This window comes from Streptomyces sp. NPDC059534 (genome assembly GCF_042743475.1).
Lineage (GTDB): Bacteria > Actinomycetota > Actinomycetes > Streptomycetales > Streptomycetaceae > Streptomyces.
On sequence record NZ_JBHWAQ010000001.1, the window covers coordinates 167,536 to 182,607 of the forward strand.

Sequence of the window (15,072 nt, forward strand, 5' to 3'; positions counted from 1 at the left end):
TTCCGTATGCCCGGTGGGTCAGCCCTCGCCGCGCAGGAGCCGGGCGTCGTGGGCCAGGATGGCCGCCTGGACGCGGTTGGAGCAGCTCAGCTTCGTCAGCATGCGGCTCACGTACGCCTTGACCGTGCCCTCCCCCAGGTGCAGCCGCTTGCCGATCTCCGCGTTGGACGCGCCGGTGCCCACCATGGCGAGCACCTCGCGTTCGCGGCTGGTGAGGTCGGCGATCCGGCTCATGCGGGGATCGGCCGTGTCCTCGTCGCCGTCGAGGTAGCGGTCGATGAGGTGCCGGGTGATCTGGGGGGACACCACCGGCGCGCCGGAGGCGACCCTGCGGACCGCCTGGATGAGTTCCTGCGGGGTGCTGTCCTTCAGGAGGAATCCCGTCACCCCCGCCTTCAGCGCCCGTTCGACGTAGGCGTGCTCGCCGAAGGTGGTGAGCATGACGACGCGGACCGACGGCGCCCGCTCGGCGATGCGTTCCGCCGCGCAGAGCCCGTCCGTGCCCCGCATCTGGATGTCGAGCATCGCGACGTCCACCTGGTGCCGGACGGCGAGCACGGCCGCCTCGGGGCCGTCCGACGCCTCGGCCACCACCTCGATGTCGTCGGCGTGCTTGAGCACCAGCCTGATGCCGGCGCGGACCAGCTCCTGGTCGTCGGCGAGGAGAACACGTATCACTGCGGAAGCCTCAAGAAGTGGGGGGACGGTGGACCGACGAGACGGCGGCGTCCACGCCGTCGTCCGGCTCGTCGACCTCGGGGTACGGGACGAAGGCGAGGGTGACGAACTGCAGGGCGACGACCCCCGCCACGCCGAGCGTCAGGCCGGCGGACCGCAGGAGCCGGTGCCACCAGCCCCGTACCGCCGACACGGCATGGGTTCCGGCCGGGGCGGGGGTGCTCGGCACGGTGGAGCCGGCGCCCAGCGGGATGCGGGCGTCGACCGCGTATCCGCCGCCGTCCGCCGGGCCGGCGGCCAGCGTGCCGCCGAGCAGCCGGACGCGCTCGTGCAGACCGACCAGGCCGAGGTCGCCGCCGGGGAGGCGGACGGCCCGGGCGCCGGCGCTCTCGGGCCCGTTGCGCACGTCGACCCGCACCTGGCGGGGTTCGCGGTGCACGACGACCTGTACGTCCGCCGCGGCCGCGTGCTTGTGCACGTTGGTCAGGGCCTCGCGGATCACCCGGTCCACGGCCCGCCGGGCGGTGGGGCTCTCCCCCGTCAGGTCCTCGCCGGTCCAGTCGAGACGCACCGCGATGCCGGCCGTCCGGGACTGGGCCACCAGGGCGGCGACATGCGCGTGCGTGCCGGTGTTCGCGGTCAGCGGCTCGGAGGTGCCCGACTGCGGGTCCTCCGCGCGCAGGACGCCCAGGACGTCCCGCAGCTCGGCCATCGCGAGCCGTACGGTGCTGTGCACCAGCCGGGCGCTGCGGCGCACCTCGGGGTCGCCGGTCTCGCCGGCCATCTCCAGTCCGCCGGAGTGCAGGGCGATGAGGCTCAGCCGGTGGCCGAGCAGGTCGTGCATCTCGCCCGCGATCCGCGAGCGCTCGCGCGACCTGGCCTGCTCCTCCGCCGAGCGGTGCGCGTGCTCCAGGAAGGCGTTGCGCTCCTCCAGGGCCTGCACCAGCCGCTCGCGCTGACCGGCCAGCGCTCCGGCGAGGCCGGGCAGGACGCCGCACACGATGCCCGTGACGAGGACGACCATCACGTCGTACTCGAGGATCGGCGCGGGTTCCACGGCCGAGTGGGCGACGGTGACCGCCAGGGGCACGGTGAGGGACACGGTCAGGACGACGACGCGGTGGTGGACGCGGGCCCAGTCGAGGCCCGCCGTGTACGCCACGGCCGTCAGCGCTCCGCCGGTCAGCGGCTCGAACGCCATGAGCGTGGCGGCGACGAGCAGCGCCGCCGCGGGCCATCGCCGGCGCACGAGCACCGCGGCGATCGCCCCCGCGGCGGTGCCGAGCTGGCCCACCGGCCCGAACAGCGCTCCCTGCTCGGAGCTCCAGCTGTCCCAGTCCAGCAGCAGCACGACGGTCGCCCCGGTCACGGCGACCAGCACGAGATCGGCGAGCAGCGGGATCGCCCGGCGTCGCATGGTTCCCTCCCCACGTGGCCGGTCGCCGCCCGTGGACGGCGACCGGCTGGTCATCCGGTGTCGTCCGGTCAGAGGACCGGGGGGACGACCGGCTGCGACTGGGTGGCGCAGTGGATGCCGCCACCGCCGCTCGCGATGTTGTCGATGTCGAGCTGGACGACGTTCCGGCCGGGGTAGGCGGCCTGGAGGATGCCGTAGGCCACGCCGTCGGCGTAGGCGTCGCCGAACTGGGGCACGAGGACGGCGCCGTTGGCGGTGTAGTAGTTGGTGTAGCTGGACAGGAAGGCGCTGTTGCCGTTGCCGACCCGCGTGCGGTAGCGGTCCGGGCCGGGGAGCTCGGTGATGGTCAGCGGGCGGCCCTGCGCGTCGGTCGCGCCGAGCAGGATCTTCTTGGTCTCGTTGTAGACGGCGACCCACTTGGGGTCCGTGCGGGGGCCGGGCTGGTCGAGGATGACGTGGCCCGGCGCGACGAAGCGGGCCAGGCAGTCGATGTGGCAGTCGGTGATGTCCTGGCCGGCGAGGCCGGGCACCCAGATCACCTTGTCGATGCCGAGCGCCGACTTCATCGCCTGCTCGACCTGGTCCTGGGACATGCCCGGGTTGCGGTTGCCGTTGACGAGGGAGCTGACGGTGGCGAGCAGGGTGCCCTGTCCGTCGGTCTCCAGCGAGCCGCCCTCGCCGACGAATCCGGCCTGGACGCGCGGGACGCCGTACTGGCCGAGCAGGGTCGCGGCCGCGGCCGCGTCGTTGGCGTGGGTCTGCTTGTTTCCCCAGCCGTTGAAGTTGGTGTCCACACCCGCGACGGCGCCGGGGGCGACGACGAAGGTCGGGCCGAAGTCCCGGATCCACAGGTCGTCGTTGGGTATCTCGAGGACCTCGATGCCGTAGTACGCGCCCGCTCCGCAGTAGTACCGGGCGTCGGCCGCCTGGCTGGGGCGGGCGAGGACCACGACCGGCTCGTACCGGGAGAGCGCGCCGGCCACTCTCGCGATGTCGCGGCGGACGGCGGCGAGCTGGTTGGGCCACACGGACGAGAGCGCCGGCCAGGCCATGAAGGTCCGGACGTGGCGGTCGGTCTCCGCGGGCATCCGCAGCGTGGCGCCCGAGGGGCTGGTGGCCGCGCGGGCCACCGTGGGCAGTGCCGATCCGAGGGCCGCGAGCGGCAGCGCCGCCGCGCCGAGCTGGAGCAGTCGGCGCCGGGAGGTCGTGGGCGTGTCCATGGGAACTCCTGCTTGAGGGAAGTGGAGGCGGGTGTTCCCCCGCATGCTGTCGCAGACTGAAAATTCAGTCAATGATCTCGGAAGGACCATGACCGCAGGGGGCGCCCCGGCTCTACTTGGCCCGGCGATAGTGGTCGAACGCCGCCGTGACCGGCCCTCCGTCGGCCTGCGCCTCGATCAGCCGCACGACGACGAGATCCTGGCCGTCGGCGCTGCGCACACAGAAGGGACGTTCGTCGGCGACGTCCGCGAAGGTGACCTTGGTGACCGGCTCGGTGTCGATCCCCCGGACGCAGTCGGCGGGACCGAGCTCGTCGCCGGCCGCGACGAAGGCGTCACTGTCCTCGGGGAGCACGAACTCGGACCGCTCGCGCGCCAGGTACCAGGTGGCGGTGTCCGAGGGGACGACCTTCCCCGCCTTCAGGTCGAACTCGTAGGTGGCGTCGGGCGAGGTCAGCTCGACGCTCTTGCCCGCGGGGACGTAGACGCCCGGGGAGGACGCCGGGTCCGGGCCGGCCGAGCCGCCCTCCCCCTGCGGGGAGGTGAGCGCATAGACGCCGCCGGCGGCCAGTACGAGGACGGCGAGCGCCACCAGCACCGTGGCGGTCCGGCGGCGCCTGCTCTTCGGCGCCCGCCGCGAGGGCGGCGCGACGGTGCCCTCACGTCCCGACCCCGCAGGCGACGCCACCGGGGTCGGGGCTGGGGTCGGGGCCGAGGGCGGGGCCGCGAGGGTGGGCTGCGCGTACACCGGGGCGGGTCGCCCCGGCAGGGACGACGACGGCCCGGACGACACGGCCCGGCCCGCCACCTCACTGGAGATCGACTGCGGCAGCCAGCCCTCGGAGAACTCCGGGCGGGGACCCACCAGCGGATGGCCGTGGACGGCCGCCATCAGTTCGTCCGTGGTGGGGCGGTCCTCCGGTCTCTTGGCCAGGCACCAGGCCAGCAGGTCCCGCAGCTCGTGCGGGACCCGGGTGAGGTCGGGCTCCTCGTGGACGACCCGGTACAGCGCGGCCGACTCCGGCCCGGCCCCGAACGGGGTCTCGCCGCCGGCCACGAACGCGATGAGCGCGCCGAGCGCGAAGACGTCGGTGGCCGCCGACACCGCACGGCCCAGCGCCTGCTCGGGGGCCATGTAGGCCGCGGTGCCGATGCTCAGGCCCAGGCCGGTCAGCGCGGTGGCGTCGGCCGCGCGGGCGATGCCGAAGTCGATGACGCGGGGACCGTCCTCCGCGATCAGCACGTTGGCGGGCTTGAGGTCGCGGTGGACGACACCGGCGCGGTGGATCGCCTGCAGGGCCTCGGCTATGCCGGCCACGAGGAGCAGGACGGTGCGCACCGGGAGCGGGCCGTGCCGCTGGACCACCTGGTGCAGGGAGGGTCCGGGGACGTAGGCGGTGGCGAGCCACGGGGTGGGGGCGTCGACGCCGGAGGCGACCACCTGGGCGGTGAACAGTCCGTGGATGCGTTCGGCGCTGGCCACCTCCTGGGCGAAGCGCTGACGGAACTCGGGGTCGCCCGCGAACTCGTCCCGCACCACCTTCAGGGCGATCGGGCGGCCGCCGGGCGTGTGAGCCAGGTACACCACGCCCATGCCGCCCGAGCCCAGCCGGGCCTGGAGGCGGTAGCCGCCGATCTCGCGAGGGTCGTCGGCCGTCAGCGCCGCGTGAGCAGGCTGAACACCAGGAAGCTGAGCGGGCATGCGGTGGCTCTTTCGAGGGAGGGAACGGTTGACGCGGGTCGACTGACAAGACTCGCGCATCGTCTCTCTAACTAAAGATTCAGTCAATATGCGACACTGTTGGCTCAGACCGCTCACGAGGGGGAACACGTGGCCACGGACCGCCGTAGGGCCATCCTGGAAGCTGCCGCCCGGGTCATAGCCCGGCGAGGGGTACGCGGGCTCCGCATGGAGGAGCTGGCGACCGAGGCCGGGGTGTCGACCGCACTGATCTACTACCACTTCAAGGACCGGGCCGGCGTCCTGCGCCACACCCTGGAGTTCATCAGCGACCGGGCCGACCGGTACACCTCCGAGGAGGACGAGGCCGCCAGACCGTACGACGCCCGGGCGGAGCTGGAGCAGACCCTGCTGCTCGAGTTCCAGGACCTCCCCGAGGTCCGCGAGAACAGTACGGCCTGGGGCGAACTGCGCGCCAGCGCGATCTTCGAGCCGGAACTGCGCGGCGAGCTGGCCAGGGCCACCCTGGCCTGGATCCACGATGTCGCGGATCTGCTGGGCCGGATCCGGCCGACCGCCCCGGCACCTACCCTGACCGCGTCCGCCGAGCGGCTGACCGCCCTCCTGGAGGGGCTCAGCACGCGCTGGCTGAGCGGCGCCCTGCCGCTGGCCCACGCCCGCGAGCTGACGAGGGAAGCGGTCACGGTGGAGCTCGAACGACTGAGCCGCTGACCGTCGGCGCACGAACGTCCGGGGCCTGCGGGGGCGGCTCCGCACGCCGTCCGGGGTCCGCGGGGGCGGCTCCGCAGGCGTCACCCCCTCAGAGAATTTGACTGAATATTCAGTCAGTGTCAGAGTGGCGACACGAAGGCCGAATCCCCCCTCGCGGTACCGGGCGTCCCCGGAGCGGTGCGTGCACCCTGGTTCACAGGACCGGAAAAGAGCGCGGCCCACACGCCTCGCCCCACACCCCTTCCCCACCGGATTCCTGGTCCCGCAAGCCCACGATCGGAGACCCCCATGTCCGACCTCCCTTCCCGCCGCTCGGCCCTGCGCGTGCTCGCCGGTCTCGGCGCGCTCACGCTCGGCGCCACCGCCTGCGGCCCCGGCGACCCGGGGCGGTCGGCCGGTACCGCCACCTCCGGGCAGGCCGCGCCGACGGACGAGGAGCTCCGCATGCCCGCCGAGTGGGAGAGCCACGCCCGCACCTTCATGTCGTGGCCCGCGCTCGAGTCCGTCTGGGAGGACGACCTCCCCTACGTACGCCAGGACATCGCACGGGTCGCCCGCGCCATCTCGGAGTACGAGTACGTCGTGATGATGGCCAGGCCGAACCAGCGGGCGGCCGCCCAGAAGGCGTGCGGTTCGGGTGTGGAGGTCATCGACATGCCCGTCGACGACCTCTGGGCCCGCGACACCGTCCCCGTGTTCGTCGAGGAGGACGGCAAGGTCGTCGGAGTCGACTTCAACTTCAACGGCTGGGGCAACAAGCAGACCCACGACAACGACGCCCTGGTCGGCCGGCTCCTGCTGAAGAAGTACGGAATCCCCCGCGTCCAGGCACCCCTCGTCGCCGAGGGTGGCTCCTTCGAGACGGACGGTGAGGGAACCCTCCTGATCACCGAGAGCTCGATCGTCAACGACAACCGCAACCGCGGGAAGTCCCGCGCCCAGATCGAGGCCGAGCTCAAGGAGCTCCTCGGCATGGAGAAGGTGATCTGGCTGAAGGGCGTGCGCGGCGAGGACATCACCGACGCCCACGTCGACAGCCTCGTCCGCTTCACGGCGCCCGGCGTGATCCTCCTGGACCGGGCCTTCCCGGGCATGCCCGCCGACTCCTGGTCGCGCTCCTCGGACCAGGCGTTCGACGTGCTCAGCGAGACGACCGACGCCCAGGGCCGCGACTTCGAGATCATCGACCTCCCGCAGCCCGACCCCGACCTGGTCACCGGCTACACGGACGACTTCCTGTCCACCTACGCCAACTTCTACATCGGCAACGACGCGCTGTACATGCCCAAGTTCGGCGACAAGAAGGCGGACGACCGCGCCCGGGGCATCCTCCAGGAGCAGTTCCCCAAGCGGCAGATCGTGCAGCTGAGCATCGACACCCTCGCCACCGGAGGCGGCGGGATCCACTGCGCCACCCACGACCAGCCCGGCAAGCCGGTCGAGTAACAGCCGATCCACAGGAGCCTGACGTGTCCCGCACCCGACGCCAGCGACCGAGCCGGGCCAGAGTCCTCCCGGCCGCGCTCGGCTGCCTCATCATCGTGGCCGCCATCACCCTGGGGACGTGGCTCCAGTTCGGCGAACGCCAAGCTCTGGACAGGGTGTACGGCGCGGGGAGTTCGGAGCCCGACCGCGTGGACATCGAGGCATCGATCCAGCGGGTCGACGCCGCCGGCCGCGAGCTGACCCTGCGGGTCCTCGTCACCCCGCGCGGAGAGCTCGCGGAGGCCGGCGGTGTCTCGCCCACCGGGGACCTGACCCTCCAGACGTCGACCTCCACCCGGGGTGACCTGTCGTTCAAGGCGCACAGCCGGATCGCCACCATGGACCTGCCCGTCACCCTGACGGGCGGCTCGATCACGGACTACCCGTTCGACGCCTACGACGCCGCCATCGAGTTCAGCGCCTCCGAGGGCGGCGAGAAGGTCCCCGTCCACATGACGCTGACCAACGCCGACGCCCTCTTCTCCGCCGGGGTGGACGCCTCGGAGGACGGCGGGGCCGCGGTCTTCGACGTCTCGCTGGGGCGTTCCAACAGCGTGCTCATCTTCGCCGTCTTCATGATGGCCGCCATGTGGGCGCTCGCCCTCGCGGTGTTCACCGGCGCGTGGTTCCTCGTCACCCGGCGCATGGGCCTGACGTGGCCCGCCCTCGGCTGGATGGCGGCCACGCTCTTCGCCCTCGCGGCGTTCCGCAACACCGCCCCGGGCACACCGCCGATCGGCTCCCTGCTCGACTACCTCGCCTTCCTCTGGGCCGAGATCGTCGTCGCCTTCTGCCTCGTCACGGTGGTGGCCACGGGCTTCAGGGCCGAACGCCGGGCCACGGCGGCGGCCGACGACGAGCCGTAGGCGCCGTAGGAGCCGGGCCGGACTCGCCGCGCCACCATGGGAATCGCAGGACCCGTAGGACCCGTAGGACCCGTAGGCCGTGGGCCGACGGGTCCTGCGGCGTCCACGGGTCCTGCGGCGTTAAGGGTCCTGCGGCGTACAGGGGGACGGACGGCAGGACGCACGACGGGACGGGCCACGGGACGCGCGGCGGCCCCGCCCGGTGGCTCCACCGGCTCTGAGACGATGATCCGATGGGTGACACAGAGAGCGACGGCGGCGAGGGGACGGGGGCCGGGACGCGGGGGCGGCGGCGCCGGCGCGATCCGGAGTGGACGTATGCGGCGCTGGTGGACGCGCTGCTCGAGCTGGTCTCCGAGAGCGGGCGGGAGCCCACCCGGAAGGCGATCGCGGAGCGGGCGGGGGTGTCCGAGCGGACGGTGTTCGTGCACTTCGCCGACCGTGAGGCGCTGTACGTGGCCGCCGCCCGGCGGCAGGCCGAACGGTGGCGCGCCCACGTGGAGCCGGTCCCGCCCGACGGGGAGACGGCCCGCAAGGTACTGGCGCTGCTGGTACAGCGCGGCCGCATGTACGAGGTGATGTCGCCGATCCGCAAGATCGGGCTGGGCCTGGAGCCGGATTCGCCGGGGCTGCGCGGGGTGATGGCCGAGGGCGACGCCTGGCTGCGGGCCGACCTGGCCGGGATGTTCGCGCCGGAGCTGGCCCGGGAGCCGGGGGCCGAGCGCGCCGGGGGGCTGCTCGACGCGGTGGAGGCCGCCGCCTCCTGGGCGGTCTGGGACCACCTGAGGTCCCGGCGGGGGCTCGGCGAGGCGGCGGCCCGTGCGGCGATGGACCGGACCCTGCGGGCATTGCTGGGTGTCGCGGCGCCGGGTGCGGCGGGCCTTTCGGAGTCGCCCGCCTCTTGACTCGTATTGCAGTCGGACTGCAATAGTGGGCGCCCGACCGAGAAGGGTGCGCACTGCCATGACTCCGATGAACCGGCGCGGCTTCACCGCGGCCGCGATGGGCGCCGCGGCGGCGGCCGTCTCGCTGAACCCACAGACCGCCGAGGCCCTCTCCGGGCACCTCCCCCAGGGCGTACGGACGCCCACGGAGACCGGCGGGCTGCCGTACGAGGACGAGGCCGACTTCGCCGACGCCGACCGCGGTTTCGTCGCGGCGTTCACGGGCGGGCCGATCACGAACGCCGCCGGGAAGACGGTCTGGGACCCCGGCGCCTACCGGTTCCTCGCCGAGGCACCGGACGGGGCCGACGCTCCGGACACCGTGGACCCGAGCCTGTGGCGGCAGGCCCGCCTGCTCTCACGCCAGGGGCTCTACCGGGTCACCGACCGGATCTACCAGGTCAGGGGCCTCGACCTGTCCAACATGACCATCGCCGAGGGCGACACCGGCATCATCGTCATCGACCCGCTGATCTCCGCCGAGACCGCCGCGGCGGCGCTGCGGCTCTACCGCGACCACCGCGGCGACCGCCCGGTCCGGGCCATGATCTACACCCACCCGCACGTCGACCACTTCGGCGGCTGCCGGGGCGTGCTGCCCGACGGGGCCGGGGACGTGCCCGTCCTCGCGCCGGAGGGCTTCATGGAGCACGCGGTCAGCGAGAACGTGTACGTCGGGACCGCGATGGCCCGCCGCGCCGCGTACATGTACGGCTCGACGCTCCCCAGGAACGCGGGCGCCCAGGTCGGCTGCGGGCTCGGGCTGACGGTCTCGCTCGGCACCGTCGGACTCATCGCACCCACCCGCCTCATCGGCGCCACGGGCGAGGAGGTCACCCTGGACGGGGTGCGCATCCGGTTCCAGATGACCCCGGGAACCGAGTGCCAGGAGGAGATGAACTTCCTCTTCCCCGACCTGCGCGCGGTGTGCATGGCGGAGAACGCCACCCACACCATGCACAACATCCTCACCCTGCGCGGCGCCCAGGTGCGCGACGCGCACGCCTGGGCCGGATACCTCACCGAGTCGATCGGCCTCTACGCCGGCGCCGCCGACGTCGCCTTCGCCTCCCACCACTGGCCCACCTGGGGCAACGACGCCATCGTCGCGCTCCTCACCCACCAGCGGGACCTGTACGGCTACCTGCACGACCAGACCGTCCGGCTGATCAACCGGGGCCACACCGGCACCGAGATAGCGGAGACCTTCCGTCTCCCGCCCCAGCTGGAGGGCGTCTGGGCCAACCGCGGCTACTACGGCTCCCTCAGCCACAACGTCAAGGCCGTCTACCAGCGGTACATGGGCTGGTTCGACGGCAACCCCGCCCACCTGTGGCAGCACCCGCCGGTCGAGGAGGCCCGGCGCTGGGTGGAGTCCCTCGGCGGCCAGGCCGCCGTCCGCGCCCGGGCCCGGCACTACACCGACCGCGGCGACCTGCGCTTCGCCGTCACCCTGCTCGGTCACGCCGTGTTCAACGACCCGAAGGACACCCGGGCCAAGCGCCAACTCGCCGCGCTCTACACACGGTTGGGACGCGCCGTCGAGAACGCCGTGTGGCGCAACTTCTACCTCACCGGCGCCCAGGAACTCCTCCACGGCATCACCCCGCACGCCACCGCCGCCCTCGGCCCCGACATGTACCTGGCCCTGTCCACCGGCCAGATCATCGACAGCCTCGCCGTCCGGATCGACGGGCCGAGGGCCTGGTCGCTGCGGCTCGCCGTCGACTGGCACATCGGCGCCGACTACTGGCACCTGCGCCTCGGCAACGGCCTGCTGACCTGGACCAGCGACACCCGGCCCGCCCCCGACGCCGGTCTGACCATGACGATGACCCGACCCCAGCTCCTCGCCGTGCTCGCCGGAAAGGGCACCGCCGGCATCACCATGGCCGGCGACCCCGGCCTCCTGACCCGGCTCCTCTCGGTCCTCGACACCCCCGACACGGACTTCCCGATCGTGACGCCCTGACCCCGGTACGGGGGCCGGCGGCGGTCACCCCCTTGGCCGCCGTGCCGTGCCACGCGGGCCGGGGCACAGCAGACTCGCTCTGAGTGACCCGCCCCGGTCCCCCGCCTCGCGGCGCGACGGGGCGACCGCCCCGGATCCGGACCGGTTCGGGGCCTTCGACCGCCAGAGCCCGCAAAGGAACGCAACCATGAGCGCCAAGCCCTCCGTCGTCCTCGTCCACGGCTTCTGGGGCGGCGCCGCCCACTGGGCGAAGGTCATCGTCGAACTGCGCAAGCGCGGATTCGACAAGCTGCACGCCGTCGAGAACCCGCTGACCTCCCTCGCAGACGACGCCGAGCGCACCCGCAAGATGGTCAAGCAGGTCGACGGCCCCGTCGTCCTCGTCGGCCACTCCTACGGCGGCGCCGTGATCACCGAGGCGGGCGACCTGCCCAACGTCACCGCTCTCGTCTACATCGCCGCCTTCGCCCCCGACGCCGGGGAGAGCCCCGGCCGGATCAGCCAGGAGCTGCCCCCGGCCGCGTTCGAGAACCTCGCGCCCGACTCCGACGGCTACCTCTGGATCAAGCAGGAGAAGTTCCAGGAGAGTTTCGCCCAGGACCTCGGCCCCGACGAGACCCTCGTCATGGCGGTGACGCAGAAGGCGCCGCTCGCCTCCACCTTCGGCGACACCGTCACCGTTCCGGCGTGGCGGGTCAAGCCGTGCTGGTACCAGGTCTCCACCGAGGACCGCATGATCCATCCCGAGAACGAGCGCCGCATGGCGGCGCGCATGAACCCCCGCAAGACCATCGAGCTCGACGCGAGCCACGCCTCCCTCGCCTCCCAGGCCGAGGCCGTCGCCAACCTCATCGAGACGGCCGCGAACGAGACCTCGGGCTGACCGACCCCGGATCGCCGGTGCCCGCCCCGCACCGGCGCCTCCCTGCGCATCCGTCTTCCGCATGGCTGGTGCATGTCGGCCGGTTCCGGTGCATGCTGTGCACCAAGAGCGTTCGAGTTCCTGTGTGGAGGCCGAAAGAGTGAACGACGGCAACCAGAGGAGGCGTCTGACCAGCCGGGCTTCGGGCGGACGGAGCTCGACGGCGCAGCGGTCGGCCGGTGCGCGCGGGCGGTTCCCCCGCAGCGGCGGGGGCGTTCCGCTCGACCGGCTGTCCACCCGCGGGCGGCTCGCGTGGCTGAATGCCGCCAGCTCGCGGATCGGGACGACCCTGGACCTGGAACGCACCGCGCGGGAGCTCGCCGAGTTCACCGTGCCCGGTTTCGCCGACGGGGCCGCCGTCGACATCCTGGAGAGCGTCCTGGCCGGCGACGAGGGCTCCCGGTGGACGGGCACGGGGGTCCCGCTGATGCGGGCCGCCGCGCTGTGCGCCGTCGACGCGCTGTCCTCGCTGGAGCCGACACCGGTCGGTGAGACGTTCGTGCGGGCCGAGGAGCAGCACGAGACGCTGCTGCACGAGTACTGTCTGCGACAGGGCCGGCCGGTACTGCTGAGCCGGATCCGGAACGACGAATTCATCAAGGTGGCGCCGACCCGGAGCGCCGCGGCCAAGATGCGGGCCGCCGGAGTGCACAGCTACCTCGCGGTGCCGCTGATCGCCCGCGGGCTGCTGCTCGGCAGCGCCGACTTCGTCCGCGGCCCGGGGACGCCGCCGTTCTCGTCCACGGACCTCGCGCTGGCGGAGCACCTGGCCTCGCAGGCCGCCGTCTTCATCGACAACGCCCGGTTGTACAGCCGTGAGCGCGAGCACGTGGTGACCCTGCAGCGCAGCCTGCTGCCGCGCGCGACGCCGGTCACACCCGGTCTACGCGTGCACGCGGAGTACGCGCCCGCCACCGCCCATCACGCGGTGGGCGGCGACTGGTACGACGTCATGGCCCTGCCCAGCGGTCGTACGGCGCTGATGGTCGGCGACGTCATGGGACACGGCCTGCCCGCCGCCGCGACCATGGGGCGCCTGCGGGCGGTCGCCCGCACGCTGATGACCCTGGACATGGCGCCGGAGCGTGTCCTGGCCCGGCTGGACCTCGCCACCCGCGACCTGGAGGACGAGCAGGTCGCGACGTGCCTGTGCGCGGTCTACGACCCGGTCGACTCCACGTACACGCTGGCCAGCGCCGGGCACCTGCCCCCGCTCCTCCTCGACGGGCAGGGTTCCGCCGACTTCGTGGACGTGCCGGTCGGCGCGCCGCTCGGCACCGGGGTGATCCCGTACGACCCGGTCCGCGTGAGGGTCCCCGAGGGCGGCGACCTGATCATGTACACGGACGGTCTCGTCAAGTCCCGCGGCGCCGACCTGGACCACCAGCTGGACCTCCTGCGGTCGGCCGCCCGCGGCCTGGGGCCGGGCCCCCTCGCCGCGAGCGGTCTGGTGGAGCAGGCACCGGCCGGCGACGCCCGTTTCGACGAGGCGGTGCTCCTCACCGCGACGACCGCCGCGCAGAGCTCGGGCACCACCGAGGACCTGCGGGTGTGGCAGCTGCCGCGGGAGGGACGCGCCGCTTCCGTGGCCCGCCGCCTGGTCACCGATCAGCTCGCCGAGTGGAACCTGTCGGACCTCGCCGACGTGTGCGAGCTCGTGGTCTCGGAACTCGTCGGGAACGCCCTCCGCTACGGCAACGGCCCCGGCGAGCTCCGGCTGCTGCGCGGCGAACGCCTCGTCGTGGAGGTCTCCGACACGGGCCCCGACCTGCCCCAGATCCAGCACGCCGACCTCAGCGACGAGGGCGGCCGCGGCCTCCAGCTCATCAACATGCTCTGCCGCCGCTGGGGTTCCTGCCGCACCGTCACCGGCAAGGTCGTCTGGGCGGAACAGAACCTCCACGACTGAACGGCGTGCCTCCGGGCCGCCGGTGGTACCCGTACCGCCGGCGGCCCGGAGGTCAGGCGCGCCGTTCGTGCGGGATCCTCTCGCCCGCCTCGATGGCGACGGGGAGCCGGTTCTCCGCCGGGGGCAGGGGGCAGGTGGCGAAGTCGGTGTAGGCGCAGGGCAGGTTGGTGGCGCGGTTGAAGTCCAGTACCACCGTGCCGTCGGGTCCGGGGGCGTCGACGCGGAGGTCGCGGTTGGCCGCGTACGTGGTGACGCCCGAGGTCGCGTCGGTGAAGAGCACCGTGAAGGTGCCGGGGGCGTGGCCGTTGAAGGCGGTCAGGCTCAGTTCCCGGCCGTCGAGGCGGAAGGCGATCCGGCCCGGTGCGTCGTAGACGTGCCGCAGGCCCTCGACGGAGGCGCCGACGGTCGTCGGGCGGGGCTCGGCGAAGGGGACGTAACGGCCGGTGACCACCCAGCGCGGGTCGGGAGCGTAGGCGGGCGTTCCCTCGAAGGCGACCCGCAGCGGGTGGTCGGGGTGCCTCGGCCGGACCACGTCGTGGCCGCCGCGCCGGGCGACCTCGATCACGGCGCCGCCCCAGACTGCGTCGACACCGCCGCGCTCCGGGATGGCGCCGAAGGCGTGCCGCCCCCGGACCGTCGCGCCGCCGACGACGAGTTCCTCCCCCTCGTCGAGTTCGACGGTGACGCCGTCGGGTCCGGTCGACCAGGTCCCGGGCGCGCCGGGGACGCGCTGCGGCTCGGCGGAGAGCCAGTGCAGGCCGGTGATGGCGAGGAAGCCGTGCTCGGCGGCGAGCCGGGCGTCCTTGCCTCGGTGCCACTCCTCCCATTCCTCGGTGAAGGCGGGGGTGGCGGTCGGGACGCTCATGTGTCCTCCTGCGGAGTGCGATGGGGCGTAGGGCGGCGCGGCCCACGCCATCGGCACGCCAGGACAGGGGGCGGACAGCCGGGCAGGGCGCGCGCGGGGACGGCGCTCAGGGGCGCGAGGGGTGCACGGTGCCCGCGCGATCGCGGCGGGACGCCGGTGAGAGGGCCTCGGTGTCAGCCCGAACAGGACGTGGTCGTGACGCGCACGTAGTCCACGTGGCGGCGCATCACGAGCAAGGTCATGGGCCCAGCAAAGCACAACTCCCGCGCGGGGCACCAGGGGTACCCGCGGACGCCACCGCGGCGGAGGTGCGCCCCCGTCGTGGCACAGGGGACGCCATCGCCGTGTGGCGGGGGCGTCCCCTGGCCCGATGGTCGCCGG

At 73.1% G+C, this 15,072-nt stretch carries 12 protein-coding genes; 7 read left to right on the forward strand and 5 right to left on the reverse strand.

What is annotated here, in order from left to right:
- Positions 1–18: 18 nt before the first annotated feature.
- From ACFVZH_RS00680 to ACFVZH_RS00695, 4 genes are all read right to left on the reverse strand, one after another.
- Positions 19–678: a response regulator gene (locus ACFVZH_RS00680; protein ID WP_384890938.1), complete on the reverse strand. Its 660-nt coding sequence runs from the start codon at positions 676–678 to the stop codon at positions 19–21.
- A gap of 10 nt (positions 679–688) precedes the next feature.
- Positions 689–2,095, reverse strand: coding sequence for a sensor histidine kinase (locus ACFVZH_RS00685; RefSeq protein ID WP_384890941.1), 1,407 nt, complete (start codon positions 2,093–2,095; stop codon positions 689–691).
- Between the two features lie 68 nt (positions 2,096–2,163).
- A complete protein-coding gene (locus ACFVZH_RS00690) occupies positions 2,164–3,315 on the reverse strand; it encodes an agmatine deiminase family protein (RefSeq protein WP_384890944.1) in 1,152 nt (383 codons plus the stop codon).
- Between the two features lie 112 nt (positions 3,316–3,427).
- Entirely contained in the window at positions 3,428–5,017 is a 1,590-nt protein-coding gene (locus ACFVZH_RS00695) for a serine/threonine-protein kinase (RefSeq protein ID WP_384890946.1), read from the reverse strand.
- A 129-nt stretch (positions 5,018–5,146) separates the two neighbouring features.
- On the opposite strand from ACFVZH_RS00695, the gene ACFVZH_RS00700 reads away from it, so the two are divergent.
- From ACFVZH_RS00700 to ACFVZH_RS00730, 7 genes are all read left to right on the forward strand, one after another.
- A complete protein-coding gene (locus tag ACFVZH_RS00700; protein ID WP_384890949.1) occupies positions 5,147–5,728 on the forward strand; it encodes a TetR/AcrR family transcriptional regulator in 582 nt (193 codons plus the stop codon).
- A gap of 288 nt (positions 5,729–6,016) precedes the next feature.
- On the forward strand, positions 6,017–7,174 hold the full coding sequence (locus ACFVZH_RS00705; protein WP_384890952.1) for an agmatine/peptidylarginine deiminase: 1,158 nt from the start codon (positions 6,017–6,019) through the stop codon (positions 7,172–7,174).
- A gap of 23 nt (positions 7,175–7,197) precedes the next feature.
- On the forward strand, positions 7,198–8,079 hold the full coding sequence (locus ACFVZH_RS00710) for a DUF4436 family protein (RefSeq protein ID WP_384890955.1): 882 nt from the start codon (positions 7,198–7,200) through the stop codon (positions 8,077–8,079).
- A 233-nt stretch (positions 8,080–8,312) separates the two neighbouring features.
- Positions 8,313–8,984, forward strand: a complete 672-nt coding sequence (locus ACFVZH_RS00715; RefSeq protein WP_384890958.1) for a TetR/AcrR family transcriptional regulator — start codon at positions 8,313–8,315, stop codon at positions 8,982–8,984.
- A 58-nt stretch (positions 8,985–9,042) separates the two neighbouring features.
- On the forward strand, positions 9,043–10,995 hold the full coding sequence (locus tag ACFVZH_RS00720) for an alkyl/aryl-sulfatase (protein WP_384890961.1): 1,953 nt from the start codon (positions 9,043–9,045) through the stop codon (positions 10,993–10,995).
- 187 nt (positions 10,996–11,182) lie between these two features.
- Positions 11,183–11,878: an alpha/beta hydrolase gene (locus tag ACFVZH_RS00725; RefSeq protein ID WP_384890964.1), complete on the forward strand. Its 696-nt coding sequence runs from the start codon at positions 11,183–11,185 to the stop codon at positions 11,876–11,878.
- Between the two features lie 139 nt (positions 11,879–12,017).
- Positions 12,018–13,826, forward strand: a complete 1,809-nt coding sequence (locus tag ACFVZH_RS00730) for a SpoIIE family protein phosphatase (protein ID WP_384890967.1) — start codon at positions 12,018–12,020, stop codon at positions 13,824–13,826.
- 52 nt (positions 13,827–13,878) lie between these two features.
- Here the strand turns inward: ACFVZH_RS00730 and ACFVZH_RS00735 are convergent, their stop codons facing one another.
- Complete coding sequence (locus ACFVZH_RS00735; protein ID WP_384890970.1) at positions 13,879–14,691, reverse strand: DUF1684 domain-containing protein; 813 nt, start codon at positions 14,689–14,691, stop codon at positions 13,879–13,881.
- Between the last annotated feature and the right edge of the window lie 381 nt (positions 14,692–15,072).

Bases quoted from the DNA above. Each gene is read 5' to 3' on its own strand.
- ACFVZH_RS00695 (WP_384890946.1), bottom strand. From the start codon at position 5,017: ATGCCCGCTCAGCTTCCTGGTGTTCAGCCTGCTCACGCGGCGCTGACG.
- ACFVZH_RS00735 (WP_384890970.1), bottom strand. From the start codon at position 14,691: ATGAGCGTCCCGACCGCCACCCCCGCCTTCACCGAGGAATGGGAGGAG.
- ACFVZH_RS00685 (WP_384890941.1), bottom strand. From the start codon at position 2,095: ATGCGACGCCGGGCGATCCCGCTGCTCGCCGATCTCGTGCTGGTCGCC.
- ACFVZH_RS00715 (WP_384890958.1), top strand. From the start codon at position 8,313: ATGGGTGACACAGAGAGCGACGGCGGCGAGGGGACGGGGGCCGGGACG.
- ACFVZH_RS00725 (WP_384890964.1), top strand. From the start codon at position 11,183: ATGAGCGCCAAGCCCTCCGTCGTCCTCGTCCACGGCTTCTGGGGCGGC.
- ACFVZH_RS00720 (WP_384890961.1), top strand. From the start codon at position 9,043: ATGACTCCGATGAACCGGCGCGGCTTCACCGCGGCCGCGATGGGCGCC.
- ACFVZH_RS00690 (WP_384890944.1), bottom strand. From the start codon at position 3,315: ATGGACACGCCCACGACCTCCCGGCGCCGACTGCTCCAGCTCGGCGCG.
- ACFVZH_RS00705 (WP_384890952.1), top strand. From the start codon at position 6,017: ATGTCCGACCTCCCTTCCCGCCGCTCGGCCCTGCGCGTGCTCGCCGGT.